Below are 26408 nucleotides of genomic sequence, written 5' to 3' on the forward strand. Positions count from 1 at the left end.
ATTGATCTCCGGTCTCACATCTCACATCTCAAATCTCACATCTCAATAAAGAATATGTCAGAAGTAACAGTAGCATTAAGGTACGCAAAAGCATTGATTGACTTAGCCGCAGAGCAGAACTCTGTTGAAGCGGTTAAAGGCGATATGGAGCTGTTCCTGAAAACCGTAAAGGCAAACCCCGAGTTGGGTGCTGTTTTAGCTAACCCTATCATCTCGCACAGCAAAAAGGTAAGCATACTGGCCGCAGTGTTTGGCCCTAAAGTTAGCAAGGTAACTATCGCGTTTTTAAATATCATGGTGAATAAAGGCCGTGGCGAAGTGTTATACACTACCGCTATCGAATTTATTGGCCTTTACGACGTGAAACACCACATTACCAATGCAAGGGTTACTACCGCATCGCCATTATCAGCAGCCAACAAAGCTAAAATGCTGGCGGATGTACAAGCAGCCATTGGCGGTACTGTTAAGTTAACCGATAAAGTTGACCCTAAACTAATAGGCGGTTTTGTGCTTACGGTTGGCGACAGGCAGGTTGATACCAGCATTGCCACCAGCTTAAAGAAATTGAAGAAAGACTTTGCACAAGCTGCAACTAAATAATATTAAATTAAAACTCTAAAATAAATTCGAAAAATGGTAGAGGTAAGGCCAGACGAAGTATCGGCAATTTTGCGTCAGCAATTAGCAGGCTTCAAGTCAGAATCTGAATTAGAAGAAGTGGGTACCGTACTCCAGGTGGGTGACGGTATTGCACGTGTTTACGGACTAACTAAAGTACAATCAGGTGAGCTGGTTGAATTTGATAACGGTTTGCAAGGTATCGTTTTGAACCTTGAAGAAGATAACGTGGGTGTGGTATTGCTGGGAAGGTCTGACGATATCAAAGAAGGCGATAACGTAAAACGTACCAATCGTATTGCATCTATCAACGTAGGTGAAGGTATGCTTGGCCGTGTTGTTGATACTTTAGGTAACCCTATTGATGGTAAAGGCCCGATCCTTGGCGAAACTTACGAAATGCCTTTGGAGCGTAAAGCTCCGGGTGTTATCTATCGCCAGCCGGTAACCGAGCCTCTGCAAACAGGTATCAAAGCTATCGACGCAATGATCCCTATCGGCCGTGGCCAGCGTGAGTTGGTTATTGGTGACCGTCAAACAGGTAAAACTGCGGTTTGTATCGATACCATCATCAACCAAAAAGAGTTTTATGATGCCGGCAAGCCGGTAACTTGTATATATGTAGCTTGCGGCCAAAAAGCCTCTACCGTTGCAAACATTGTACGCACGCTTGAAGAGAACGGCGCTATGCCATACTCTATCATCGTTGCGGCTAACGCTTCTGACTCTGCTACCATGCAATTCTTTGCACCGTTTGCAGGTGCTGCAATTGGCGAGTACTTCCGCGATACAGGTCGGCCTGCTTTGATCATCTATGATGATCTTTCTAAGCAAGCTGTTGCTTACCGCGAGGTATCATTATTACTTCGTCGCCCACCGGGCCGTGAGGCTTATCCTGGTGACGTGTTTTACCTGCACAGCCGTTTATTAGAGCGTGCCGCAAAGGTAAATGCTAACGATAACATTGCGCAGCAGATGAACGATTTGCCAGAGTCGATCAGGCACATCGTAAAAGGTGGTGGTTCGTTAACCGCATTGCCGATTATCGAAACACAGGCAGGTGACGTATCAGCATATATCCCAACCAACGTAATCTCGATTACCGATGGGCAGATATTCCTGGAGTCGAACTTGTTTTTAGCAGGTATCCGTCCCGCAATTAACGTAGGTATCTCGGTATCTCGTGTGGGTGGTAATGCGCAGATCAAATCGATGAAGAAAGTTGCCGGTACCTTGAAACTTGACCAGGCTCAATACCGCGAGTTGGAAGCGTTCTCTAAATTCGGTTCGGACTTAGATGCTTCTACCAAAAACGTAATCGATAAAGGTGCACGTAACGTAGAGATCTTAAAGCAGGCGCAGTACTCACCGGTAACGGTTGAGAAGCAGGTTGCGATAATCTACTTAGGTACAAAAAACCTGATGCGTAACGTACCGGTTAATAAAATCAAAGAATTCGAAAGCGAATACACCAGTCAGTTAGAGGCGCGCCACCCGGAAGTGTTGGCTGCCCTGAAAGCAGGTAAATTCGACGACCAGTTGACAGGCGTACTGGAAACAGTAGCTAAAGAACTGGCAGGTAAATATTAATTAGATATGAGATGTTAGATGTGAGATTTGAGACAACTCTTTCTCGCAGATAGCATTTAAAAAGATAAGATGGAGTAGGGGTGTGAGTTAATCTCACATCTCATATCTCAAATCTCACATCTCAAAAAGAATGGCTAATTTAAAAGAAGTAAGAAACAGGATATCATCGGTAAGCTCTACGCAGCAGATCACCAAGGCCATGAAAATGGTTTCGGCAGCGAAGCTGAAAAGGGCAACCAATGCTATCGTACAATTGCGCCCCTACGCTAATAAGTTGAAAGATTTGTTGGCGAACTTATCGGCAAGTTTAGAGGATGGCGCATCGCCATACCTGCAGGAACGCGAGCCGGTACGTGTACTGGTTGTAGTTGTATCATCAAACCGTGGTTTGGCTGGTGCGTTCAACACCAACGTTATCAAAACCGCCAATAACCTGATAGCAGAGAAATACAGCGAACAGCTTAAAGCGGGCAACGTATCTATCGTAGCTATCGGTAAAAAAAGCCAGGAATACTATCAGCGTCGCAAGTACAACGTTATCGGCAACAATAACGACTTGTACCTGGATTTGAACTTCATCAACGCATCGAAGATTACCGAATCGATAATGCAGGGCTTCATCAATGGCGATTACGACCGTGTAGAGTTGGTGTATAACCACTTCCGCAACGCGGCCGTTCAATACCTGATTGCTGAGCAGTTGTTGCCGGTACCAAAACCAGAAGCAAAGAAGGAAGAAGTACTGAAAACAAAAGATGCCAAGATAGAGGCACAGGTTGACTATATACTGGAACCTTCGCAAGAAGAGATAGTAGAGCAGTTGATACCAAAGAACATCAAGATACAGTTGTACCGCGCAGTATTGGATTCTAACGCATCTGAACACGGCGCACGTATGACCGCGATGGATAAAGCAACCGAAAACGCCGGCGACTTACTGAAAGCCCTAAAACTTTCATACAACCAGGCCCGCCAGGCAGCCATCACCACCGAGCTTACCGAAATTGTAAGCGGTGCAGCAGCATTGGGTGGTTGATAAATTGCTTATCGAATAATATTAAACAAAAAGGCTTTCCATTTGGAGAGCCTTTCTTGTTTAATACGAATTTATATCACTCACCCGCATCACGTAAAACGGATTGAATTAATGCAGTGGTAGTTCTAAAGTTGGTTTTTTCAACTTGTTCAAGTACAGGCTTAAGCAGTGTGATAAACCCTGCTTGTTTTGCTTTTAGCAAAATGCCTAAAGTGCCTATAATATTTAACCCAAGTTTTGCGGCCAGTTTTCGTGCTTGCATATCGTCGATTATCACATAGTCGCTTTTTATTTCTTGAGCAAGCGCGAATGCGCTGGCTTCTCCGGCATCAACAATGTTTGCAAAATCATTTTGGAGAGTTTTATTGGCTACAGCAATTACTTGCATCCATTCGGGTGCGGCACTGCCATATTCTACAATAATTTCCGGTGTGGTAACCACTTCCGAAAACAACATCGGCAGCAAATGAAGGTGACCGATCTTATCCAGTACAATTAAACAACTGGCATCAGTGATAACTAATGCGGCCTTAACGGATGTTGTTTGCTTCATTAATAACATCCTCGGCAGTATACTGAAAATATGGGATATCAAATTTTGCGAGCACTTCCGGGAAGTCCCACTTTTTCATTCCACACATTTCCGCTGCCTGGCCTAATGATAATTTACCAGCCTCATATAATTTCGCCGCCAAAAAACGCACGGTTTCGTCGTGTTCTTTTTCAAGAGCATCCGGAACCTGGAGTGTCATTGTGGTCATAAACAAAAAATTAAGTATTATAAAGATACAAAATAATTTTTACGGCAAGCTAATCAGGCAAATCAAAAGCTCCCTTCAGGGCGCCGGGCGCTTGCCAGCTCTTTCACCTTTTCCAGCGCCTTTGGCCAAGCATCACGGAAAAAATCCATCACCCCCGTTGGGAAGCTGCCGCCGGCCAATTCTACGGTAAGCAGGGTTGTGCCGTCGTGGTTTTCCAGTGTGTAGCTTTCCGTTGCACCGTTCACCATTTGTGCGCCCTCGCTCTCGTAGTCATCCTCGCCATTTTTTACTTCGCCGGTGCATTTAAATACCATCCGCTTACCGGGGTCGCTTTTCTCTATTAAGGCAATCATGCCGCTACCTTTATTATCCAGGAACAGTACTTTGCTGCCTTGCTGCCAGTCGGTAACAGCGTGCGAGCCTTCACAAAAAACTTCGGTCCATTTTGGATAGTACTCATCAGTAAAAAGTACCTCCCAAACTTTTTGGGGCAAGGCGTTTATCTCAACGTCGAATGTCAGCTTTTCCATGGGTTGAATTTTAATTGATTATAACAAAGATGCATGTTAATTGATTAGGTGATGCGGTGTAAATGCGGCCTCTTTCGGTTGATTTAAGACATTTAACCGCGCTGTTAATAAATAATCCTTGCATTTATATAAGTACTTATATAAATTGCATCCATGAATTTGTACCAAAGCTTAGGTTACCTGGTTTTAGGCAGCCGCTTACGGCGGATGAGCGAAACTTTTTTGGCGGAAATAAACCGTATTTACCAGAATGAAGGCATCGAGTTTGAAGCCAGCTGGTTCCCGGTGTTTTATTTGCTATCGAAGAACGAGTCGCTTTCCATCAAAGAACTGAGCGAACAAACCGAGGTGTCGCACCCGGCGGCAAGTCAGCTGATTACCAACCTGAAGAATAAAAATATCGTAGAAACCTCGGTTTGTGTCGATGACGGCCGCAGGCAGTTGGTACAATTCACCGAAAAAGGGAAGGCCATTCTTAATCAAATACTCCCTATTTGGGAAGCTATTAACAGCAGCATGACCGAGCTTGCCGGAAGCGATGCTACCGCGATGCAGCTGTTGCCCGCTATCTCGGCAATGGAAAACCTCTTCCGTTCGGCGGATTTTGCAAATAGTATAAGTGGAAAATTAAACCCAGTGGGCCATGACTAATTTTAATTATGGTGTACAGCACCTTTCTATAGGTATAGCCCTCGATATCGCATCGGGTAAGGTGAAAGGAGGGATCAACACAGAAGCGACGGGCAAGATTGAACGGTCGTGGAGAGAGGTGGAGAAGATAGTACACGCGCAAAAGCCGGTTTACGGTATTAACACCGGGTTCGGGCCGCTTTGCGATACCAGCATATCTGAAAAAGACACCAGCCTGCTGCAAAGTAATATCCTCAAAAGCCACAGCGTAGGGGTGGGCAAACCCATCCCGCAGGAGATAGCCAAACTCATGCTTATCACCAAAGTACAGGCACTAGCGCAGGGTTATTCAGGCATTTCACCCAAAACATTGGAACGGGTAATATGGCATGTTGATAACGATGTGATACCTGTAGTACCCGAAAAAGGTTCGGTAGGTGCCTCGGGCGATCTTGCCCCATTGGCACATTTATTTTTGCCGCTATTAGGTTTGGGTGAAGTATTTGTTGGCGATGAAAAACATCCCGCAGGCAAAATATTACAGCAACACAATTTACAGCCATTGGTGCTTGGCCCCAAAGAAGGGCTTGCCCTCATCAACGGTACGCAGTTTATTTTGGCGTTCGCTATAAAGGCGGTGGAGCGATTAAACAATGCTTTAAATGTAGCCGACCTGGTTGGAGCGATGTCGCTGGAAGGGTTGATGGGCTCCTCGCGCCCCTTTGATGCAAGGCTGCATGCCATCCGGCCATACAAAGGCACTAAGCACGTTGCACAGCGCTTAGCCGCCCTGTTGGATGGCTCGGCCATCAATGGAGCACATGCAGATTGTAATCGCGTGCAGGACCCATACTCGCTGCGCTGCATGCCACAGGTGCATGGCGCATCGCGCAACGCCTGGCTGCATTTAAAAGAATTGACGGAGATAGAACTCAATTCCGTTACCGATAACCCCGTTATTTTTTCTGCGGAGGACACCATCAGCGGCGGTAATTTCCACGGGCAGCCATTGGCATTGCCCTTAGATTATGCTACCGTTGCCGCTGCCGAATTAGGCAACATTGCCGACAGGCGCTGCTACCTCATGAGCGAAGGGCGTTACGGTCTGCCAAAATTGTTAACTAATGGTGCCGGGCTAAACTCCGGGCTGATGATACCCCAGTACACCACTGCCGCGCTGGTTACCGAAAATAAAACCTTTTGCTTCCCCGCCAGTGCCGATAGTGTGCCCACCTCGCTGGGGCAGGAGGATCATGTTTCCATGGGCTCTATTAGCGGGCGCAAGCTGCACATGGTGCTGGACAATATCGAATACATCCAGGCTATCGAACTGCTTTATGCCGCGCAGGCACTGGATTTCCGCAGGCCGCTTCTATCAACTCCTGTTATCGAGGCTTGTCACCAATTGGTACGCAAGCATGTGCCATTTATAAATGAAGACAGGATTTTTGCGGAGGATATCAATGCCCTACATCAACTGATTACAAGCGGCGAGTTTCAGCAGGTAGCTGACGCCGCCGCCAAAAAACATAACATCAATTTAAACAACGATGACGAGTTCGGAATTTATTAAAACATACGCCAGTCACCCCGTGTACAAAGCACCGGTGGGCAACCAACTGCACGCCAAAAGCTGGCAAACGGAAGCGCCGCTGCGGATGCTGCTGAACAACCTCGACGGGCAGGTAGCCGAAAACCCCGACGAACTGGTGGTGTACGGTGGCATCGGCCAGGCAGCCCGCAACCCGGAATCGCTCAGGAAAATTATAGAACTTTTGCTGGAACTGGACGAGGAGCATTCCTTGTTGGTACAATCGGGCAAGCCGGTGGGTATCATCCGTAGCCATCCGCAGGCGCCTAGGGTTTTGATAGCCAACAGCAACCTGGTACCCGCCTGGGCAACCTGGGAGCATTTTAATAAACTCCGTGCCGAGGGGTTGATGATGTACGGGCAAATGACCGCCGGCAGCTGGATATACATTGGCACCCAGGGTATATTGCAAGGCACTTACGAAACCTTTGTGGAAGCAGGCCGACAGCACTTCGGTGGCGACCTAACCGGGAAACTCATCGTGAGCGCAGGCATTGGCGGTATGGGGGGCGCACAGCCGCTGGCTGCAACTATGGCCGGCGCAGTATTTTTAGGTGCCGATGTGGATGCAAGCCGCATCCAAAAACGAATAGATAGTAAATACATAGATCGACTGACCTACTCCTACGACGAGGCAATTGCCTGGGTAAAGGAAGCCATGGCTAAAGGCGAAACGCTTTCAGTCGGCTTGGTGAGCGATGCCGGCGATATGCTGGAGCATTTGATAAAAGACGGCATCGTGCCCGATATGCTTACCGACCAAACCTCGGCACACGACCCATTGAATGGCTATATTCCCAACGGGTTACGGTTAGACGGAGCGCTGGATCTGCGCAAAGCAGATGCGGAACAATACAAACGCCTTTCGCTAAAAAGCATGGCGCGCCATGTTGGTTTTATGCTGGAGTTGCAGAAACAGGGCGCCATTACTTTTGATTACGGCAACAACCTGCGCGAATTTGCACGGCAGGGTGGCGAGCCGGATGCCTTTAATTTCCCGGGATTTACACCGGCCTTTATCCGTCCGCTTTTTTGCGAGGGGAAAGGGCCGTTCAGGTGGGTAGCCCTCAGCGGCGACCCGGAAGATATTTATACAACCGACAGGGCATTGATAGAAGCCTTCCCCGAAAATAAACCGTTGATCAACTGGCTGGAGAAGGCGCAAAAACAAATCGCCTTCCAGGGCTTACCCGCCCGCATTTGCTGGCTGGGCATGGGCGAACGCGAAAAGGCTGGGCTGATATTGAACGAATTAGTGGCAAGCGGCAAAGTTAAAGCGCCGATAGTAATTGGCCGCGACCATTTGGATTGCGGCTCGGTAGCATCGCCAAACCGCGAAACGGAGTCGATGAAGGATGGCTCGGATGCGGTGTCCGATTGGCCGTTGCTGAACCTAATGGCGAATACATCAGGCGGGGCAACCTGGGTATCGTTTCATCATGGTGGCGGGGTAGGTATGGGTTATTCGCAGCATGCGGGCATGGTGGTTGTTGCCGACGGCACCGACCGGGCCGCAACCTGCCTCAAACGCGTTTTGCATAATGACCCGGCGATGGGAATCTTCCGCCATACCGATGCCGGTTACGATAAAGCCAGCGAATGGGCGGATAGGTTTGGATTGAAGGTGTGGTGAGCCGAATTTTATCACATCGTCATCGCGTGGATAATGAATAATAAGAATGAAAAAACTAATAGGCCCGTTTAAGCAAATACTCCCCTTAACCGGCATGCCTTTAAAAGGCGTGCTGAGGGACGAGCAACTGCACATTATAAGCAATGGCGGTGTGTTGGTGGAGGATGGGCTGATACTGGCTGTGGGCGATTTTGAAGAGGTACGTAAACAAAATCCAGCGGTCGAAAAAGAAGAAGTAACAGGCGAACAGGTATTGCTCTCCGGCTTTATAGATTGCCATACGCATATCTGTTTCGGCGGCAACCGGGCGAGGGATTATGCCATGCGGATAGCGGGTAAAACCTACCTGGAGATTGCCCAAAGCGGCGGCGGGATATGGGATACAGTTACGCAAACGCGGCTGGCAACGGAATGCGAACTGGAAGATTCATTGGCGCAACGCGTAAACCGCCATCTGGCCGAAGGCGTAACCACCATAGAAGTAAAAAGTGGCTATGGTTTAAATGTGGGCGAAGAGTTAAAACAACTGCATGCTATTAAAGCGGCATCAGCTAAAACTAATGCAAAATTGGTACCTACCTGCCTGGCAGCACACATGGTGCCCAAGGATTTTAATGGGTCGCAAAGCGGATACCTGCAATATGTGCTGAACGAGTTGTTGCCGGTAGTGAAGCAGGAAAACCTTGCCAACCGTGTGGATATATTTATTGAACAAAGCGCTTTTGACGCAGAAAATGCTTTGTTTTACCTGAATAAAGCCAAAGATATGGGTTTTGATATCACCGTGCATGCCGACCAGTTTACCACCGCCGGCAGCAAAGTTGCCGTTGAGGTCGGCGCATTATCTGCCGACCATTTGGAAGCATCCGGCGAAGCCGAAATAAAACAATTGGCCAATTCCAATACCGTTGCGGTAACTTTGCCCGGCGCATCCTTAGGGTTGGGGATGCAGTACGCACCCGCCCGCAAACTGCTGGATGCCGGTGCCTGCCTTGCCATAGCCAGCGACTGGAACCCCGGCTCGGCCCCAATGGGCGACCTGCTGATGCAGGCGGCAGTAATGAGCGCCTCCGAAAAATTAACAACAGCCGAAGTATTTGCGGGGTTAACCTATCGAGCCGCCGCCGCTTTAAAAATAACAAACCGCGGTATATTAGCACCCGGAATGCTTGCCGATATGCAGGCCTACCCCTGTGCAGATTACCGCGAAATATTATATTACCAAGGGAAATTGAAACCATCCACAGTGTGGACCAGCAGCAATGACCCAATGACTCAATGACCCAATGAATAAATTAATAGAATGCGTACCCAATTTTAGCGAAGGCGTAAACCTGGCTATCATTAAACAAATAACCGATGAGGTTGAAACGGTGGAAGGCGTTCGCCTGCTAAATGTTGACCCCGGCAAGGCAACCAACCGTACCGTAGTAACCTTTGTAGGCGAACCGTCGGCGGTGATAAACGCTGCATTTTTGGCGATAAAAAAAGCGGGCGAACTGATAGACATGAGCAAGCATAAAGGCGAACACCCCCGGATGGGCGCTACGGATGTTTGCCCGCTGATACCGATTGCCAATATTACGATGGAGGAGACTGCTGAGTACGCCAAACAACTGGCCAAACGCGTGGGTGAAGAGTTGCAGATTCCAGCGTATTTATACGAGTATGCGCAAGCAGATAAGAGCCGCAGTAACCTATCCATCATTCGGGCAGGCGAGTACGAAGGCTTTTTCAAAAAAATAAAGCTGCCGCAATGGAAGCCTGATTTTGGCCCGGCGGAGAACGACGTTAAACGCGGTGCAACGGTAATTGGTGCGCGCGAGTTTTTGATAGCCTATAATGTAAACCTGAATACCACCAGCACCCGCAGGGCAAATGCCATTGCCTTTGACGTACGTGAGGCTGGCAGGGTAATGCAGGAAAACGGCAAAGTAGTTACCGATGAGAACGGTAAACCAAAAAGCATCCCCGGCTCGCTGAAAAGTGTGAAGGCGATTGGCTGGTATATTGAGGAATACGGTGTTGCGCAAATCTCCATGAACCTTACCAATATTGAGGTTACGCCTATTCACATCGCTTTTGATGAGGTTTGCAAAAAAGCCAATGAGCGCGGTATCCGCGTAACAGGCAGTGAACTTGTGGGCCTGATACCCCTGAAAGCCATGCTGGATGCCGGTAAATATTTCTTGCGGAAGCAGCAGCGCTCGGTAGGGGTGAGCGAGGCAGAGTTGATCAAGATCGCCATCAAATCGATGGGCCTGGATGAGTTGGGGCCTTTTAATCCGCGTGAGCGAATTATCGAATACTTGTTGCAGGATGTCGTAGCAAGCAAGTTGGTTGGCATGACCTTAACCGCCTTTGCAGATGAAACCGCAAGTGAAAGCCCTGCGCCGGGAGGAGGCTCTATCTCGGCTTATATGGGCGCTTTGGGTGCATCGCTGGCTACAATGGTAGCTAACTTGTCCTCGCATAAAAAAGGCTGGGATAGCCGCTGGGAAGAGTTCAGCAACTGGGCGGAGCAGGGGCAGGCTTATAAAGATGAATTGTTAAGACTTGTTGACCTGGATACTGCGGCGTTCAATAAAATTATGGAAGCATTTAGCCTCTCGAAAGGTACTGATGAAGAAAAGGCAACCCGCGATAAGGCCATACAGGATGCGACCAAATATGCTATCGAGATACCCTTCAAGGTAATGCAAACCGCGTTTGAAAGCTTAACGCTGATAAAAGCGATGGTGGAAACAGGCAACCCAAATTCTGTTAGCGATGCGGGTGTGGCCGCCCTTTGCGCCCGCTCGGCCGTGCTGGGTGCTTTTATGAACGTGAAGATAAATGCATCGGGGTATAAGGATAAGGCATTCGTGGATGATATTTTGAATAAGGGAGAGCATCTGGAGCAACAGGCCATTGCTGCCGAGGCAGAAATAATTCGGTTGGTGAATGAGAAGATAGGCTTGTAGCGACGCAATATTTTGCTTCTTCAATAAATATTTTTTAACCATGTCATTGCGGGGCACGAAGCAACCTCATAAGACAGGTGGCAAACTTTGCAGGCCGGAATGTCCTATGAGGTTGCCGCGCTATCGCTCGCAATGACACGGTGGTTTAAAGGTAGAGATGCAAAATATTGCGTCTCTAGGAAAACAAAAAGAGGCGCGGTTGCCCGCGCCTCTTAGGATATATGTGAGATTTAGTTGATTTCTCTTAGTAATGATACCTCACAAACGCCTCCATGGCCGCATATTCGGCCATGCCGAGTTTGTCGTAATTTACGGCAGTCTCGCGGTTTCGGTCCTCGGCGCGTACCCAGAACTCGCGGGCATCGTCTCCCGGGAATACGGGGCGGTCCTTTTGGCTTTGGTGTTTGAAGATAGCATCGCGCTTGCGCAATACCTCGGCAGGTGAAAGCGGCACCGCCATCTCGATCTCGTGGGTAGCGAACTCGTGCCAGGCCCCGCGGTAAAGCCACATCCAGCAATCTTTTACCCAATCTTCGGTCTCTTTCAGGCGGGTCAAGGCAGCGAGGATGATGTTGAAGCATACGATATGCGTGCCGTTCGGGTCGGCGAAATCGCCTGCTGCGAATACCTGCTGGGGTTTCACTTTTTGGAGGAGCTCCATGGTCAACAGGATATCTTCCTCGCCTACGGCGTTTTTCTTGGTTTTGCCAGTTTCGTAGAAAGGCAAAGCCTGGAAATGGATATTGCTATCCGGCACGCCCGCGAACCTCGCCCCTGCTATGGCCTCCGTTTTGCGGATGAAGCCTTTTACGTTGCGTATTTCCTGGGTATCTATCTGGTTAGGCAGTTTGTTCTCGATAAAATGGCGCATCTCGCCGTAAAGCTTTTTTAATTCCGCTGTATCCTCGCCTACGCTCTCCTTAAAGTCGATCGCAAACTCCACGTAGCGCAGCACGTCATCATCCCAAACGGCGGTATTCCCCGATGTTTGGTAAGCTACGTGCACATCATGCCCCTGGTCCACCAAACGGATGAACGTGCCGCCCATCGAGATCACGTCGTCGTCCGGGTGCGGGGAGAATACGATGGAACGCTTGCGCGCCGGCTCGGCACGTTCCGGGCGTTGGCTATCGTCGGCCCCCGGCTTACCGCCCGGCCAGCCGGTTATGGTATGCTGTATCTGGTTAAAGATGTCGATATTGATATCGTAAACAGGACCCTGCTCTACGGCCAGTTGCGCCATGCCATGGTTGTTGTAATCCTCTTCGGTCAGCTTCAGTATCGGCTTACCAACGGTGCCCGAAAGCCAGATAACCGCTTTTTTGATCAAAGCGTTCTCCCAAACGCAATCCTTTACCAGCCATGGCGTATCGAAGCGGGTGAGAGCCGATGCCGCACCTTCATCCAGTACGAACTCCACATGGTCGGAAAGTTGCAGGAAGGTCGCAGGCACGTCGCCCGATATCTCGCCTTCTACAGCCTTACGTATAATGGATGCTTTCTTGGCGCTCCAGGCCATCAGGATAATCTCCCTTGCCTTGAAGATAGTGCCTACGCCCATAGTGATGGCTTTGGTGGGGACGTTCTGCTTACCGCCGAAATCGCGCGAAGCATCGCGGCGGGTCAAATCGTCAAGCGTCACCAGCCTTGTGCCCGAGTTTGGCGCAGAGCCCGGCTCGTTGAAGCCGATGTGGCCGGTACGGCCGATACCCAATAGCTGCAAATCCAACCCGCCCAGTTCCGACAGTTGCCTTTCGTAATCCAGGCAGAAAGCCGCTACATCTTCCTGCGCCAGGGTACCATCGGGGATATGTACCAGGCTTTTATCGATATCGATATGGTCGAAGAGGTTCTCATTCATGAAAGTGACGTAGCTCTGGGCGGCATCAGGCTTCATGGGGTAGTACTCATCCAGGTTGAAGGTGATCACATCCTTGAACGACAGCCCTTCCTCGCGATGCAGTCGGATGAGCTCGGCATACACGCCTATTGGCGTAACGCCGGTGGCCAAACCTAACACGGTTTGCTGCCCCAAAGCCTGCTTGCCGCGAATCAGCGCAGCTATCCTTGCCGCTACCGCCAGCGAGGCCGCTTTCTGGTCGGCATAAACGCTAACCGGCAGCTTTTCATACCGTGTCTCTTCCAGTAAATTTAATCTTGCCATAAAAATTCAGATATATTTTGCTTGTATTTTACTCCTAAAAAATTAGCACAAAAAAAATCCCCACCGAAGCGGGGATTTACCAACCAATTAACTATAAAATTTAATTCCCTTAACGAGGAAAAGTAGTACGCGATATTTAATGATAGGATATTCATCATTGTTACAAACTTACTAAAGTTAATTTGATAAAACAAAATACTTCTTAAAATAATTTAAAAAGATTATTTTAAGATAGAAAGGCCGTTCCCGAGTAATCGGGCATCGAAATGTTAAGGAAGATTTATGCAAGTTCCGGTTTCTTCCCTCGGCTGATATAGTAAATCACCAGCCCCAGCGCATAAGCCGCCAGGCAAAACAACGCAGCGTACGGGTTCTCTTTAAACGAAATGAAGATATTGATGGTAACGAACCAGTAAGCCAGTATAAAAAGCACAGGCACCACCAACGGGAACCATTTGATGGTGTAAATGCCCGCGGTATCCAAACCTTTCGTTTTTTTGCGGAGGATAAAAATGGCCATTGCGGCAATGGATACGCCGATAGTCTCGAAGAACATTACATACCGCAACATATCGCTAAACGTGCCCACGAAAAACAAGATAACCAATATAGCCAACACAAAAAAGCTCATGCCGAATTCCTGCACCTGCGTTTTGGGGTTTATCCGTTTAAAAATAGCTGGCAGCATGCCATCCTCGGCCATGGCGTAATACACGCGCGGACTGGATAATATATTTACGTTTACATAAGCCACTACCGATACAAACATGAGTATGGAAGTAATCTTTGCCCCAATAGCGCCGAATAATACGCCGGCCATGGTAGCCGCAAGCGTGTGGGTTTGCTGCAAGCCGTTAAGGCCCAATACGGCGAAATAGGCATAATTAATGGCCAGGTATAAGGCAATCACCACCCCAATCCCGATGAAGATAGAACGCGGGATATTCTTTTTGGGGTTGATAATATCACCGCCGAAATTGATGGTTTGCGCATAGCCGGTATAAGTAAAAAACACAGCCACAAGGCTTAGTCCGAACGCGGTTATCAAACTGCCGCTATGGGGGATTGCTGCAATTGGATTGACGGGTTGTGCATCGCTTTTGAAGATGGCGGTGCATAGCACCAATATCATTCCTGCCTTAAAAATGGTCAACACATTTTGGGCGCGGGCGCTTAGCTTTATCCCCAGGAAATTAATGGCGTATAATACAAGTACCGTAAGTATAGTGGTAAGCTTGGTGCCCAGGCTGCTTTGGAGGCTTACGGGCAGCAGGATGGGGTTAATATATTCGGCACCCAAAAGAGCCACCGCCGCAACCGAGGCTGCGTTGCTGATAACCAGCACCCAGTTGATCATAAATGCGAACGCAGGGTGGTAGCAGTAAGAAAACACCTTGTAAAAACCGCCGGTGGTGGGGTAGCGCGCGCCGATTTCGGCAAAGGTGAGGGCACCGCAAAGACTCACGATGCCACCGAATATCCATGCACCGAAGAATACCCAGGTACTGCCCGCTTTAACGGCAACATCGCTAGGCGTGCCGAAGATGCCCATGCCAATTACCAGGCTTATCACGATCATGGTAAGGTCGAAACGGCTCAATTTGGGCTTTATGCTCATTTAGCTAAACGTTTATTTTTTAAATTTATATTATAAGTAAATTGTAAATACTGCTTAAATTCGATTAAATTCGTTGGTTGATTTTTTGTATTACCTGCTTGATTGAACTATTTTGAGGCAAATTAAACAAATATTGCTTATCGGCATCTTGTTGTTTTGCATTGCGCCCGCAATTGCACAGGGCAACAAGCATCTCGTCGGCAAGAAAAAAACTGCCGCTGCCTCAAAGCGGCAATATGAGAGCCCCCAATTGCAGAATTTTAAGGAGATAGCCAGGCGCGCCAACGCCGTGTTCACCTTCCCGAAAGGCTTCAGGGAGATACCCGCACCCGATGACGAAGATTTTTCTTTCGATTACGCTATGGAACTGCCGGGCAGGGAGTTTGAGATATGGTTTCAGGTGAAATCGCAAAAAGAGAACTATGCATCGTACCTGCGCAATATAGGCAGCAAGCAAAGCGGGCAGGATAACCCCGATTCGTTATACCAGGGCATGGGCACCGCACAGGCCATGGGCTTCACCGGCGATAAAAGTGGCTACTTCCAGAAGAGCATCCCGGCACCGTATTTGGCTCGCTATCGTGCCGACGCGGGCCGCAGCTATCTGCTCAATCTGCAGGATATGGTCGTCACAAAACACTACAAATACGGTTTGCTTATTACCCTGCAAAAAGCCCACACCGGCACCATCATAGCCGTGTGCTTTACCAACGATAAAGGCCCGGAGTTTTTCAAGAACATCGATAGGGCCAGTAATTGCATCAAGTTCAACCTCAAGTAACACGAATGTTGATAAGTTAGCGCATTTTGATACGGATTTAAATGCGGGACGTTTATTTTTGCAACGGGCGCATCCGCACGCCTTTTTTTAAGGAGATTTATGGCAGAGAGCAATTATAATGACGACAGCATCCGGTCGCTCGACTGGAAAGAACATATCCGCTTACGCCCCGGCATGTACATCGGTAAGCTGGGAGACGGCTCGGCGTACGACGACGGCGTGTACGTATTGTTAAAAGAAATCGTGGATAACTCGATAGACGAGTTCGTGATGGGCTCGGGCAAAACCATTGAGATAAACATGGGCGAGCACAAGGTATCCGTGCGCGATTTTGGCCGAGGCATCCCCCTGGGCAAAGTAATCGATTGCGTATCTAAGATAAATACCGGCGGTAAGTACGACAGCAAGGCTTTCCAGAAATCAGTTGGTTTGAACGGCGTGGGTACCAAAGCGGTGAATGCGCTTTCTAACTTCTTCACCGTACAGAGCTATCGCGACGGGCGCACTAAGATTGCCGAATTTGAGAAAGGCGAGCTAACACGCGACGAGCCTGAAAAAGAGACTGCGCAACGCAATGGCACGGCCATCAACTTCGTGCCCGATGATACCATCTTCCGCCATTACCGCTTCATCCCCGAGTTTGTGGAGAATATGATATGGAACTACGTGTTCCTCAACTCCGGGCTTACCATCAACTTCAACGGTAAAAAATATCTTTCGGAACGCGGGCTTTATGATTTGCTGGTGCGCAACGCCGACGCTGAGAACCTGCGTTACCCCATCATACACCTGAAGGGGCACGATATCGAAATAGCCATGACGCACGGACAATCGTACGGCGAGGAGTACTACTCCTTCGTAAACGGGCAGAACACTACGCAGGGCGGTACCCACCAGGCGGCCTTCCGCGAAGCGGTGGTAAAAACCGTGAAAGAATTTTACGGCAAGGATTTCGAGGCTTCGGATATCCGGGCATCCATCGTTGCCGCTATTGCCATAAAGGTGCAGGAGCCGGTTTTTGAGTCGCAGACCAAAACCAAGCTGGGCTCGCAGAACGTAGGGCCGGATGGGCCATCGGTACGTACGTTCATCGGCGATTTCGTAAAACGCGAATTGGATAACTACCTGCACAAAAACCCGGCTACGGCCGATGCCTTAAAGGCAAGGATACTGCAATCTGAACGCGAGCGTAAGGATATTGCGGGGATCAAGAAACTGGCCAACGACCGCGCCAAGAAAGCATCGCTGCACAACCGCAAGCTGCGCGATTGCAAACTGCATTTCGACGATAACCACGAGCGGAAGCAAGATACCACCTTGTTCATCACCGAGGGTGATTCGGCCAGCGGGAGCATCACGAAATCACGCGATGTGCAAACCCAGGCCGTATTCAGCTTAAAGGGTAAGCCGCTGAACTGTTTCGGCCTCACCAAAAAAGTGGTTTACGAGAATGAAGAATTCAACTTGCTGCAGCATGCGCTGAACATTGAAGACGGCATAGATAACCTACGCTACAACAATATCGTAATTGCTACCGATGCCGATGTGGACGGGATGCACATCCGCCTGCTGCTGATGACCTTCTTTTTGCAGTTCTTCCCCGATTTGGTGAAGGCAGGGCACGTATCTATCCTGCAAACGCCCCTGTTCCGCGTGCGTAATAAAAAAGAAACTATTTACTGCTATAGCGACGAAGAGCGCCGCAACGCCATTGCCAAACTGGGTAATAAGCCAGAGATAACCCGCTTTAAAGGCTTGGGCGAGATATCGCCCGATGAGTTCGGCTTATTCATCGGTAAGGATATCCGGCTGGATCCGGTGTTTTTGAAGGATGCCAACATCAAAGCCTTGCTGGAATATTTTATGGGCAAGAATACCCCTGCCCGCCAAATGCATATCGTAAACAACCTGCGTGTAGAGAAAGACGATGAAAGCGTAAACCCATTGGTAGCCGGGCATCTGGATAGCAGCGAATTGCCGGTGGCGAGTTAGTTAGGCTTGATATGACGGAACTGAATGCCATTTTTGCCAGGTATAATTTCGAAAAAAAGGTTACGCCTGCTGAAAACATTCAGTTAATACAAAGCGAAATTGGATTTCAATTGCCCGAGGACTATCTGTATTATCTTTTGAATTATAAAGGGTTTGAGGGTTTTATCGGATTAGAATATGTAGTTCTTTGGGATGTAGACGAGTTGCTGCAACTAAACAAAGATTATGACATTTTATCCTCGTTCCCCGAAACGATTGCTATTGGTAGCAATGGCGGTAGCGAATTTATTGGCATTGCATTCAATGACCAGCAGTACAGGCTCGTTGTTTCCCCGTTTATCGATTTAGATTGCGCATACCATATTGACATTGGTGATTCCTTTTCGGATATGCTTTGCCGATTAGAACAGGGTAAGGCGTGGTTTGAATAATAGATTTTTATTCCCTTTTGATTCGCAGGTAAAGTGTGGCAATGGCAGGTGCCTCAATCTTGTTTTTATTTAAAGAAGCCTTCAGAATTAATATTAAAAGCAATAATTTTTATTTTTCCATCGCTTTCTCTGGTTAGGCTTAGCGTTTCCTTTGCATCGTATTTTTCATATTTATTTACGTAATACAAAATATATTCCGCCGACGGATTCGTGCCTTCTACTCGCCTCGTTTCCCAATGGTCTAGTTTAATATCTACCAATGCGCCAAGTTTTTTGTTCGTTACTGTAAATATTTCTTTGGTTTTTTCTTTCGAGGTTACTGTCCAAAACTTGTCGCTAAACAATGCGAACGATTCGTCGTATTTTTTTGCTTTAAGCAGGTCGAAATATTGGTTGGTTATTTTTTCCGCAGCGTCTTTGTCTTCTACCCTATTAACGTAGGAGCTATTAAACTGGCAGGAAAATAGCAACAGTACTGTAACGGCGATTGCGAATGGTTTGAGGTTCTTCATATCGGATTTAAATATATCACTATTTAGGTCAATATTTTGAACGTTAGTTTTTTTTCTTATCTTGTATCCCCCTCTTTTTCAGACGGGCTACCAAGATGACAGAACACGAAATAAAAATAGCCTTTAAAGAATACGATTCGGTTGAGGAGTTGAACACCGAAGACCATAATCTTTGCCTGGAAGCCGTAAAAGCCCTGGCCTCGTCGCATTCGCCTTACTCCAAATTCAGGGTGGGGACCGCGTTGCTGCTTAAAAGCGGTAAAGTTATCCACGCCAGCAACCAGGAGAATGTGGCCTACCCAAGCGGCCTGTGCGCCGAGCGCGTGGCCCTGTTCCATTGGGGTACCGCATATGCCGATGACCCCATCGTTGCTATGGCCGTTACGGCAAAAACCGACGAGTTTGAACTGCTGAAGCCCGTAACCTCGTGCGGGGCATGCCTGCAGGTAATGGCCGAATGCGAAAAACGCCAAAACAGCCCTTTTAAAATGTTGTTATATTGCATAGGCGGCCCGGTTTGGGCCATAGATGGGGTGCACAGCCTGATGCCTTTTATGTTTTTTGAGGATAGATTATCGCAGGCAGTATGAAAATCAAGATCATAGTACTTTTTATTTTGGCGGCCACAGGCATTGCCCGGGCGCAAACCGGCTTCCCCTTCGATAACGAGATTCGCGATTTCAAACATCAGGACAGCCTCAAATTCCCGCCGAAGGACGGCATCCTGTTCATTGGCAGTTCCTCCATCCGTAAATGGACCGATTTGGAGCAACGCTTTAGCGATAAGCCCATCATCCGCCGCGGTGTGGGCGGCTGCACGCTGGAGCAGCTGGTAGATTATTACACGCCTTATATATTGCTGCCTTATCGGCCAAAGAAGATATTCGTTTACGCGGGCGAGAACGATATCGCCTCCGATAAATCGGGGGCCTTCGTGGCCGCTGAGTTTACCAAACTTTGGGCCATCATCAGCAGTAAATTGCCCAATACCGAGGTTTATTTTATGGCTATTAAACCCAGCCCAAGCCGGGCCAAGTACCTAAGCGAAGTAAATATTGCCAACGCACAGATAAAGACGTTTTTGGCCGGCAAAAAGAAGGGCCATTATATCGACGTGGCATCGGTCATACTGAACCCAACCACCATGCAGCCCGATTCGAGCTTGTTCGAGAGCGACCTGCTGCACCTTAATAAAACCGGTTACGATAAATGGCAGGCGGTATTGCAGCCCTTCGTAAAATAATAAAGCCCCGCAATTACTGCGGGGCCTCACACTTAAACACTAAACTAAACTAATAATTATTTAAAAACACTATACACATTGGTAATCTTCCAGCCATCGCCGGTGTTTGCAACGGTTACGTAATTGCTGCGGGTAAAGCCGTCGAATTTCATATCTACCTTTACCACTTTCACGTCGGCATTGCTTGTAACAATTTCGGTGCTGGTGGTGCAGGCCTGCTCTACGTTTTTATCACCTTTAAAAAATTCCATCATCTGCTTTTTATCGAAGCTTAATACTTTGGTGCCGCGCAGCATACTGAACTTTACCGACTGGTCGAGCACGTCGTTAAGGCCGTTTAGTTTGCCGCGGGTAATGGCGTCAACATAGGTATTTATGGCGTGGGTTGCAGTAAGGTTGTCGTTTTCGTTGATTGGGTTTGCGTTAACGGCACCACATATTAATAAAAGGGCTAAGCCGAGTACGATTGATTTTAGGTTTTTCATGATTTCTATTTATTTGGTTGATTTTATACTCATAAGATGCTGCCAGCAACCGAAGTGTTACACCCCGAAGTGTTAAATTATTCCATTTAACAAACATTTAACAATTGCCTTATCTATCCGCTATATTTGGCTATGGTTGATTTTAGTACCCTCATCCTGCAGTTTGGCGATTACGGCGATAAAACCGGGTGGACCTACATTATCATCCCTGCCGATATTGCGATGCAGCTAAAACCAAATGATAAGCGTTCGTTCAGGGTAAGGGGGTTTTTAGATGAATTTGCCATTGCTGGTAAATCCTTGCTGCCGCATGGCGATGGTACCTTTATATTGCCGCTGAACGAGGGGATGCGTAAGGGCTTCCGCAAAAGCAGGGGGGCGATGCTACGGGTACGCCTGGAATTCGACCCGGATTTTAAGCTGGAGATACCCGAAGAACTGCTGGAATGTTTCGACTTTGAACCGGAGGCTGCGGATTACTTCAACAGCCTCACCAAATCGCACCAGGGGTATTTTATCAAATGGATAAACGATGCCAAAACAGAAGAAACCCGCGCTAACAGGATAGCGAGTACTGTTAATGCTGCCTTGCGCAGGATGGATTACGGGATGATGCTGCGGGAGAAGAAAAAGCTGCGGGAGGGGTGATTACGAAAGATAGAGAGGCCATTTAGGACTTTAATTTTATTTGGATATTTTTAATTCAAAACTTTCATTAGTGCCCATGTCGTATAGATACAGCTTGTCGAATGAACTTATGAAATTATGGTTAATTACTTCATTGATATAGTCCAAATCGTAATGTCCAGTAAAAGAGAAGGTATTAAGAGTTATTAATAACCAAAATTCATCGTACAGGTTTTTATATTTAATTGCCTTTAGTTCTTTATTATCTATTTTCTGCTGGATGTTTTCTGAAGTCAATCTCGGCACCATATATCCACCCGATGTACTAAAAAAGCCTTTCCATTTTCCCGTTACGTCTGTTATACGAATACTGTCGATCTTTCGAGGTAAAGTAACAGAAAGTTCCATATCGTAGTGATCAAGGCTTATATATGCACCAACTGGAGGACAGTGTTTTACAACTAATTTGCAAATTGATTCCGCTAAACTTTCAATATCGGAAAACTTTACCATTGAATCTTTATCGAAATGGATGAGTCCGGAATTATCTAAAAATGAAACTCGAACCTCGAGTTCCTGTTTAAAGTCCAAACGTTTAAATAAGTCTTCGGATTTTTGTACAATAAATTGGCAATTTTTCTTGAATTGCATTCTCGACAGACCGTCATCTGTAACATATAATAATTGGGTTTCTTCAATAGCTATCTTCTTTTTGTTAATCAACAAAGTAAAATCACCCTGTTCTTCGGGTATTTCAGCCAATTCAAAATCCACTAAGTCTAGTTTCCTTAAAAATGCATTGACGTGCATTTTTTCCTTTGCCTTTTTGTTTACGCTCCCCATTTTAAAAACGATAGGCTCACTTTCTTAGATGTTTTAGCTTTTCCGTTATCCGGCGCATCGCTTCTTCGTGTGTGTGCACCCGACCTTCAGCTACGTCTTTTAAGCCTGCCTTGATGCCTTCGATTTCTTGTTCCGAAAGCCCGCCCCAGTCATCTTCTTCAGCGTGATTTTGCAAATCCGAATAGTCTACTGTACCCATATCCGAATTTACAAAAAAACTGTAAGAAAATTACCACGGTGAATGCCGCTTTATTATTTGCATAAATCAGCCATAATTATCGAAATTCGTTCCCGATAACTAGATTAAACCCACAAGCCCCCAAATCAAAATGAAGATCTTTAACCTCGTATTCGTTTTCATATTCATCGTTTTCGCGGCCCTGCAGTATAACGACCCCGACCCTTACATCTGGATGCCTATCTATCTGTACAGCGCGGCGCTTTGCTACTTCGCATCGCAAAAGAAATTCTACCCTAAGGCGTACCTCGCCGGCGTTATCGTTTATGGCGCATACGCGGCTTACTTGTTTTTTGATAAAACCGGCGTTATTGATTGGATTAAGGAACATCACCATGAAAGCATGGTTCAAACCATGAAAGCCGAAAAACCCTGGATAGAAGAAAGCCGCGAATTCTTCGGCCTGGTAATTTTGATTGTGGTGATAGCGGTAAACTGGGCATACATGAAACGCCTGGCCAGGAAGTAAAACAGGCTGGAAATTCCTGGAAAATCATAGCTAAAAAAGTGCAATTTATTGGAAAAAGCTGGAAAAATTTCGCGGTCGGCAAACACGATATTTAGTCAAAAACTACCATTCCATGCAAATAAGGCCATTTTTGAGTGCCGCCGGAAAAATCTCTGAAAACGCCTAAAAATTAAGAAAAACGAAGATTTTTGAAGATTTTTCGGGAAATTTTGGCCTGCCGCAAGGGCGATAAACCAGCATGTAAGCTCATCGCTGGCCGACCCGATTTTCACAGGTTTGTCCAATATTTCTATAAAATAAAACTGGACAAACTGTACACGCCAAGACCCGTGTTTTGCCGTGGCACTATCGGTTGCTATTTTTTTTAGTAATTTTCAAACGGGAGTTCGCAGCTAAGTATCTTTTCGTAATTTAGTGCGTCCAAAAAAAGGGTACTTTTTTATGCTTCAAAAGCTAACCATACAAAACTACGCGCTGATAGACAACCTTGAGATTAAGTTCGATAAGGGGCTCAATATCCTTACGGGTGAAACAGGGGCGGGTAAATCCATTATCCTGGGTGCCTTGTCGCTTATACTGGGCCAACGTGCCGAGAGCCGTTACTTTTTCAATCAGCAAAAAAAATGCGTGATAGAAGGCTCGTTCAAAATAACGGGTTTTCACCTCAACTCCTTTTTCGAAGATAACGACCTCGACCATGAGGACGATACCGTTTTGCGCCGCGAAATCTCGAGCGATGGCAAATCGCGTGCTTTTATCAACGATACCCCGGTTAACCTTACCCTGCTGAAGCAATTTGGTGAGAAGCTTATCGATATCCACTCGCAACATGCCACCCAAGAAATAAACGACCCTGATTTTCAACTGCTCGTTGTTGATGGCGTTGCGGGGCATGGCGAATTACTGGCCGGTTACCAAAGCAAATATAAAGCCTACCGCAAATCGCTAACGGCGCTGCAGCAACTGATAGAGCAAAGCGACAAAGCCAAAACCGATCTGGATTACTACCAGTTTCAATTTGATGAACTGGAGAAAGCCGGTCTGGCTGCCGACGAGCAGGAGGGCCTGGAGAAAGAGCTTTACGCGCTTAATAACGCCGAAGAAATAAAACGTAACCTGCTTGGTGCGCACTACCTGATGCACGAGGGCGAGGCATCGGCCATTATACAGCTGCGCGAAGCGGGGCAGCAATTGTCCATCGTAGAAAAATACGATAGCGAGGTAGAAGAGCTGCACCAGCGACTCAAAAGCACGCTGATAGAACTGAAAGATATTGCCGCAGAGATAGAAATCATCGAGCAGCGCACCGTAACCAACGATGCCCGCGCCGAAGAAGTGAACACCCGCCTCAGCCTGCTGTATAACCTGCAGAAAAAGCACCGCGTAAACAGTAACGAGGAGTTACTCGCCATTCAGGCAGATTTGTCAGAGAAAATAGCACAAGCCGTTTTTGGCGACGAAGCTGTAGAAAAGCTTCAAAAACAGATAGCTGCGGCACAAAAAGAGCTTGAAGAGTTGGCCGCACAGCTCTCCGCCAATCGTAAAAAGGCCATCCCGGTTATCATACAGAAGGTGCTGGCCAACCTTACCGAAATGGGTATGGGTAATTCTGTTTTAGAGATAGAGCAAGCAGCGCTTGCCGAACTTGGTAAAACAGGCCTCGATGGCATAAAATTCCTTTTCTCCGCTAACAAGGGCCATGCCTTGGCGGATATGAGCAAGGTGGCTTCGGGCGGCGAGTTGAGCAGGCTGATGCTCAGCATAAAATCCATCATTGCAGAATATACTGCGCTGCCTACCATCATATTCGACGAGATAGATACCGGCGTAAGCGGCGAGGTGGCCAACAAAGTAGGGCAGGTGATGGAGCGCCTGGCGCAAAACCTGCAGGTAATTACCATAACCCACCTGCCCCAAATTGCAGGCAAAGGCAAAAGCCATTACTTTGTTTATAAAGACGATACAGACGTAGCCACCAAAACCTGCATCAAAAAATTAAGCGATGACGAGCGCGTGCTGGAGATTGCTAAAATGCTCAGCGGCGATAAACCGGGCGAGAGCGCACTGCAGAATGCGAGAGAACTTTTAGGAGTGAAAATCGGCCTGTTCGGGTAATTGTTTTAACGTTGCTATGGCGAAAGCAGGATGCTTTTGCCATACGCAACCACGAGATACGCTTCGCTCGTGCGGTAGCTTTTTTTTCGGGCATCAGCGAAATCTCAAAATCATTTAAATCAACGGTTCAGAAAAATGCGATAGGGATAGCAGCGGAAACCCCGGAATGAAGCGCTGCTTCTATCAGCAGAGCGGAATGAGGAGTTGCAGTGCATAGCCCGGGCCGCAGGCATCGCCAATAACGTTTTTAAAAAGCCGCGTCATTGCGAGGCACGAAGCAATCTCTACTCAGGACAAGCGACTTTGCAGAGCGGCTCTGCTTACGTAGAGATTGCTTCGTGCTTCGCAATGACGCTGTGGAGATAATTAAAACTTCCAACAAAAAAACATAACTTTGCCGCATTATAAAAACCAAAAACAATGGCTTACAATTTATTAAAAGGTAAAAAAGGGATTATTTTCGGTGCGCTTAACGAGCAATCTATCGCCTGGAAAGTGGCTCAACGCTGCGTGGCCGAAGGTGCCGAAATAGTTCTGACTAACTCGCCGCTGGCACTGCGCATGGGCGAACTGAATAAACTTGCAGAGGAATGTAATGCCCCTGTTATTCCTGCTGACGTTACCAGCAACGAGGATGTTACCAACCTTATCGTTAAAAGCATGGAGCATTTTGGCGGCGGTGTGGATTTTATCCTACACTCGATAGGTATGAGTGTAAACGTGCGCAAAAACATCCCTTATACCGACAATAACTACGAATTTACCCACAAAGGGCTTGATATATCGGCACTGAGCTTCCACCGTGTAATGCAGGTAGCTATGAAGCATGACGCGGTTAACGAGTGGGGTTCGATAATTGCTTTAACTTACATTGCTGCCCAACGCGTATTCCCTGATTATAACGATATGGCCGATAACAAGGCTTACCTGGAAAGTATTGCCCGCAACTTTGGCTACCAGTATGGTGTAAAAAAACACGTACGCGTAAATACCATTTCGCAGTCGCCAACCCGTACTACAGCAGGTAACGGCGTTAAAGGCTTTGATGGTTTTGTAAACTACGCCGAAAAGATGAGTCCGCTGGGTAATGCTGATGCCGACCAATGTGCAGATTACGTAGTAACCCTGTTTAGCGATCTTACCCGTATGGTTACCATGCAGAACCTGTTCCACGATGGTGGCTTCTCTTACACCGGTGTTACCCAGGCGGTGATAGAGCAGATGGAAAAATAAGCCCCACCCAAACCCTCCCCGGAAGGGAGGGCTCACAAAAAAGGCGCCCAACCGGCACGAATGGTCGGAAGAAATTCCGGCCATTTTTTATGTTTTAAAAAAGAGGCCTGGATCACCGCCGCATTGTATAACGATCAGAGCGATTGCCAAGTCTCTGACTTCCATAGCAAATCGTCTTTTGGAAGTTTTATAGCCCTGTTTATTCCCTTTTTTGTAGATCAACACCAGCATACTGGTTATCAATGTCATATATAACATAACCTGCAGTCCATTTTGATTAAGGGAAACCAGGTGAGATACGT

Annotated in this window: 26 protein-coding genes and 1 pseudogene; 17 read left to right on the forward strand and 10 right to left on the reverse strand. The window is 47.4% G+C overall.

The window, feature by feature from the left end:
• Nucleotides 1-54: 54 nt before the first annotated feature.
• From atpH to atpG, 3 genes are all read left to right on the forward strand, one after another.
• Nucleotides 55-603 carry an ATP synthase F1 subunit delta gene (gene atpH / locus AC1DXC_RS13590; RefSeq protein WP_477459685.1) on the forward strand — a complete coding sequence of 183 codons (549 nt, stop codon included), beginning with the start codon at nucleotides 55-57 and terminating at the stop codon, nucleotides 601-603.
• 33 nt (nucleotides 604-636) lie between these two features.
• Nucleotides 637-2211 carry a F0F1 ATP synthase subunit alpha gene (gene atpA, locus AC1DXC_RS13595; RefSeq protein WP_477459686.1) on the forward strand — a complete coding sequence of 525 codons (1575 nt, stop codon included), beginning with the start codon at nucleotides 637-639 and terminating at the stop codon, nucleotides 2209-2211.
• Nucleotides 2212-2341: 130 nt separating this feature from the next.
• Entirely contained in the window at nucleotides 2342-3247 is a 906-nt protein-coding gene (gene atpG / locus AC1DXC_RS13600; RefSeq protein ID WP_477459687.1) for an ATP synthase F1 subunit gamma, read from the forward strand.
• A gap of 76 nt (nucleotides 3248-3323) precedes the next feature.
• Here the strand turns inward: atpG and AC1DXC_RS13605 are convergent, their stop codons facing one another.
• The 3 genes from AC1DXC_RS13605 to AC1DXC_RS13615 all read right to left on the reverse strand — a co-directional run bounded on the left by AC1DXC_RS13605 (nucleotide 3324) and on the right by AC1DXC_RS13615 (nucleotide 4538).
• The gene (locus AC1DXC_RS13605) at nucleotides 3324-3800 is read right to left on the reverse strand and encodes a PIN domain-containing protein (protein WP_477459688.1); all 477 of its coding nucleotides are present in this window, start codon (nucleotides 3798-3800) and stop codon (nucleotides 3324-3326) included.
• Nucleotides 3778-4008, reverse strand: a complete 231-nt coding sequence (locus AC1DXC_RS13610; protein WP_477459689.1) for a UPF0175 family protein — start codon at nucleotides 4006-4008, stop codon at nucleotides 3778-3780. The genes AC1DXC_RS13605 and AC1DXC_RS13610 overlap by 23 nt, the downstream gene beginning before the upstream one ends.
• Before the next feature lie 62 nt (nucleotides 4009-4070).
• The gene (locus tag AC1DXC_RS13615) at nucleotides 4071-4538 is read right to left on the reverse strand and encodes an SRPBCC domain-containing protein (protein ID WP_477459690.1); all 468 of its coding nucleotides are present in this window, start codon (nucleotides 4536-4538) and stop codon (nucleotides 4071-4073) included.
• Between the two features lie 153 nt (nucleotides 4539-4691).
• Between AC1DXC_RS13615 and AC1DXC_RS13620 the strand changes: the two genes are divergently transcribed.
• Genes AC1DXC_RS13620 through ftcD form a run of 5 tightly spaced genes read left to right on the forward strand, consistent with a single transcriptional unit; the run spans nucleotide 4692 to nucleotide 11355 of the window.
• Nucleotides 4692-5189, forward strand: a complete 498-nt coding sequence (locus AC1DXC_RS13620) for a MarR family winged helix-turn-helix transcriptional regulator (RefSeq protein WP_477459691.1) — start codon at nucleotides 4692-4694, stop codon at nucleotides 5187-5189.
• Nucleotides 5182-6741, forward strand: coding sequence for a histidine ammonia-lyase (gene hutH / locus AC1DXC_RS13625; RefSeq protein WP_477459692.1), 1560 nt, complete (start codon nucleotides 5182-5184; stop codon nucleotides 6739-6741). The genes AC1DXC_RS13620 and hutH overlap by 8 nt, the downstream gene beginning before the upstream one ends.
• Nucleotides 6719-8392, forward strand: a complete 1674-nt coding sequence (gene hutU / locus AC1DXC_RS13630; protein WP_477459693.1) for a urocanate hydratase — start codon at nucleotides 6719-6721, stop codon at nucleotides 8390-8392. The genes hutH and hutU overlap by 23 nt, the downstream gene beginning before the upstream one ends.
• Nucleotides 8393-8438: 46 nt before the next feature.
• A complete protein-coding gene (hutI, locus tag AC1DXC_RS13635; protein WP_477459694.1) occupies nucleotides 8439-9674 on the forward strand; it encodes an imidazolonepropionase in 1236 nt (411 codons plus the stop codon).
• A 4-nt stretch (nucleotides 9675-9678) separates the two neighbouring features.
• On the forward strand, nucleotides 9679-11355 hold the full coding sequence (ftcD, locus tag AC1DXC_RS13640) for a glutamate formimidoyltransferase (RefSeq protein WP_477459695.1): 1677 nt from the start codon (nucleotides 9679-9681) through the stop codon (nucleotides 11353-11355).
• 244 nt (nucleotides 11356-11599) lie between these two features.
• Here the strand turns inward: ftcD and AC1DXC_RS13645 are convergent, their stop codons facing one another.
• Both AC1DXC_RS13645 and AC1DXC_RS13650 read right to left on the reverse strand, forming a co-directional pair.
• Nucleotides 11600-13519 carry a glucosamine-6-phosphate deaminase gene (locus AC1DXC_RS13645; RefSeq protein WP_477459696.1) on the reverse strand — a complete coding sequence of 640 codons (1920 nt, stop codon included), beginning with the start codon at nucleotides 13517-13519 and terminating at the stop codon, nucleotides 11600-11602.
• 280 nt (nucleotides 13520-13799) lie between these two features.
• Nucleotides 13800-15137, reverse strand: coding sequence for an APC family permease (locus tag AC1DXC_RS13650; RefSeq protein WP_477459697.1), 1338 nt, complete (start codon nucleotides 15135-15137; stop codon nucleotides 13800-13802).
• A 112-nt stretch (nucleotides 15138-15249) separates the two neighbouring features.
• Between AC1DXC_RS13650 and AC1DXC_RS13655 the strand changes: the two genes are divergently transcribed.
• The 3 genes from AC1DXC_RS13655 (at nucleotide 15250) to AC1DXC_RS13665 (ending at nucleotide 18341) form a co-directional block, all read left to right on the forward strand.
• Complete coding sequence (locus AC1DXC_RS13655; RefSeq protein WP_477459698.1) at nucleotides 15250-15918, forward strand: hypothetical protein; 669 nt, start codon at nucleotides 15250-15252, stop codon at nucleotides 15916-15918.
• Nucleotides 15919-16017: 99 nt separating this feature from the next.
• On the forward strand, nucleotides 16018-17910 hold the full coding sequence (locus AC1DXC_RS13660; protein ID WP_477459699.1) for a DNA topoisomerase IV subunit B: 1893 nt from the start codon (nucleotides 16018-16020) through the stop codon (nucleotides 17908-17910).
• A gap of 11 nt (nucleotides 17911-17921) precedes the next feature.
• Entirely contained in the window at nucleotides 17922-18341 is a 420-nt protein-coding gene (locus AC1DXC_RS13665; protein WP_477459700.1) for an SMI1/KNR4 family protein, read from the forward strand.
• A gap of 65 nt (nucleotides 18342-18406) precedes the next feature.
• On the opposite strand, the gene AC1DXC_RS13670 is transcribed toward AC1DXC_RS13665, so the two are convergent.
• Nucleotides 18407-18853 carry a DUF4019 domain-containing protein gene (locus AC1DXC_RS13670; protein WP_477459701.1) on the reverse strand — a complete coding sequence of 149 codons (447 nt, stop codon included), beginning with the start codon at nucleotides 18851-18853 and terminating at the stop codon, nucleotides 18407-18409.
• Nucleotides 18854-18948: 95 nt separating this feature from the next.
• Here AC1DXC_RS13670 and AC1DXC_RS13675 point away from each other — a divergent pair, with 95 nt between their 5' ends.
• Nucleotides 18949-19443, forward strand: coding sequence for a cytidine deaminase family protein (locus AC1DXC_RS13675; protein WP_477459702.1), 495 nt, complete (start codon nucleotides 18949-18951; stop codon nucleotides 19441-19443).
• Entirely contained in the window at nucleotides 19440-20096 is a 657-nt protein-coding gene (locus AC1DXC_RS13680; RefSeq protein WP_477459703.1) for a GDSL-type esterase/lipase family protein, read from the forward strand. The genes AC1DXC_RS13675 and AC1DXC_RS13680 overlap by 4 nt, the downstream gene beginning before the upstream one ends.
• Nucleotides 20097-20152: 56 nt before the next feature.
• On the opposite strand, the gene AC1DXC_RS13685 is transcribed toward AC1DXC_RS13680, so the two are convergent.
• A complete protein-coding gene (locus tag AC1DXC_RS13685) occupies nucleotides 20153-20581 on the reverse strand; it encodes a nuclear transport factor 2 family protein (RefSeq protein WP_477459704.1) in 429 nt (142 codons plus the stop codon).
• 132 nt (nucleotides 20582-20713) lie between these two features.
• Between AC1DXC_RS13685 and AC1DXC_RS13690 the strand changes: the two genes are divergently transcribed.
• Nucleotides 20714-21229 (forward strand): YdeI/OmpD-associated family protein, encoded by a 516-nt coding sequence (locus AC1DXC_RS13690; RefSeq protein ID WP_477459705.1) that lies wholly within the window; start codon nucleotides 20714-20716, stop codon nucleotides 21227-21229.
• Nucleotides 21230-21265: 36 nt separating this feature from the next.
• On the opposite strand, the gene AC1DXC_RS13695 is transcribed toward AC1DXC_RS13690, so the two are convergent.
• Together AC1DXC_RS13695 and AC1DXC_RS13700 are read right to left on the reverse strand one after the other, a co-directional pair.
• Nucleotides 21266-22051 (reverse strand): hypothetical protein, encoded by a 786-nt coding sequence (locus AC1DXC_RS13695; RefSeq protein WP_477459706.1) that lies wholly within the window; start codon nucleotides 22049-22051, stop codon nucleotides 21266-21268.
• Between the two features lie 16 nt (nucleotides 22052-22067).
• Nucleotides 22068-22250 carry a hypothetical protein gene (locus AC1DXC_RS13700; protein WP_477459707.1) on the reverse strand — a complete coding sequence of 61 codons (183 nt, stop codon included), beginning with the start codon at nucleotides 22248-22250 and terminating at the stop codon, nucleotides 22068-22070.
• Between the two features lie 130 nt (nucleotides 22251-22380).
• Between AC1DXC_RS13700 and AC1DXC_RS13705 the strand changes: the two genes are divergently transcribed.
• The 3 genes from AC1DXC_RS13705 to AC1DXC_RS13715 all read left to right on the forward strand — a co-directional run bounded on the left by AC1DXC_RS13705 (nucleotide 22381) and on the right by AC1DXC_RS13715 (nucleotide 26106).
• Nucleotides 22381-22758 (forward strand): transmembrane 220 family protein, encoded by a 378-nt coding sequence (locus AC1DXC_RS13705; RefSeq protein ID WP_477459708.1) that lies wholly within the window; start codon nucleotides 22381-22383, stop codon nucleotides 22756-22758.
• A gap of 441 nt (nucleotides 22759-23199) precedes the next feature.
• The gene (gene recN, locus AC1DXC_RS13710) at nucleotides 23200-24873 is read left to right on the forward strand and encodes a DNA repair protein RecN (protein ID WP_477459709.1); all 1674 of its coding nucleotides are present in this window, start codon (nucleotides 23200-23202) and stop codon (nucleotides 24871-24873) included.
• A gap of 420 nt (nucleotides 24874-25293) precedes the next feature.
• A complete protein-coding gene (locus tag AC1DXC_RS13715) occupies nucleotides 25294-26106 on the forward strand; it encodes an enoyl-ACP reductase FabI (RefSeq protein ID WP_477459710.1) in 813 nt (270 codons plus the stop codon).
• Between the two features lie 87 nt (nucleotides 26107-26193).
• On the opposite strand, the pseudogene AC1DXC_RS13720 reads toward AC1DXC_RS13715, so the two are convergent.
• Nucleotides 26194-26408, reverse strand: a pseudogene (locus AC1DXC_RS13720) (IS4 family transposase); the annotation flags it as partial.

Source organism: Mucilaginibacter sp. P2_D11 (genome assembly GCF_056404435.1).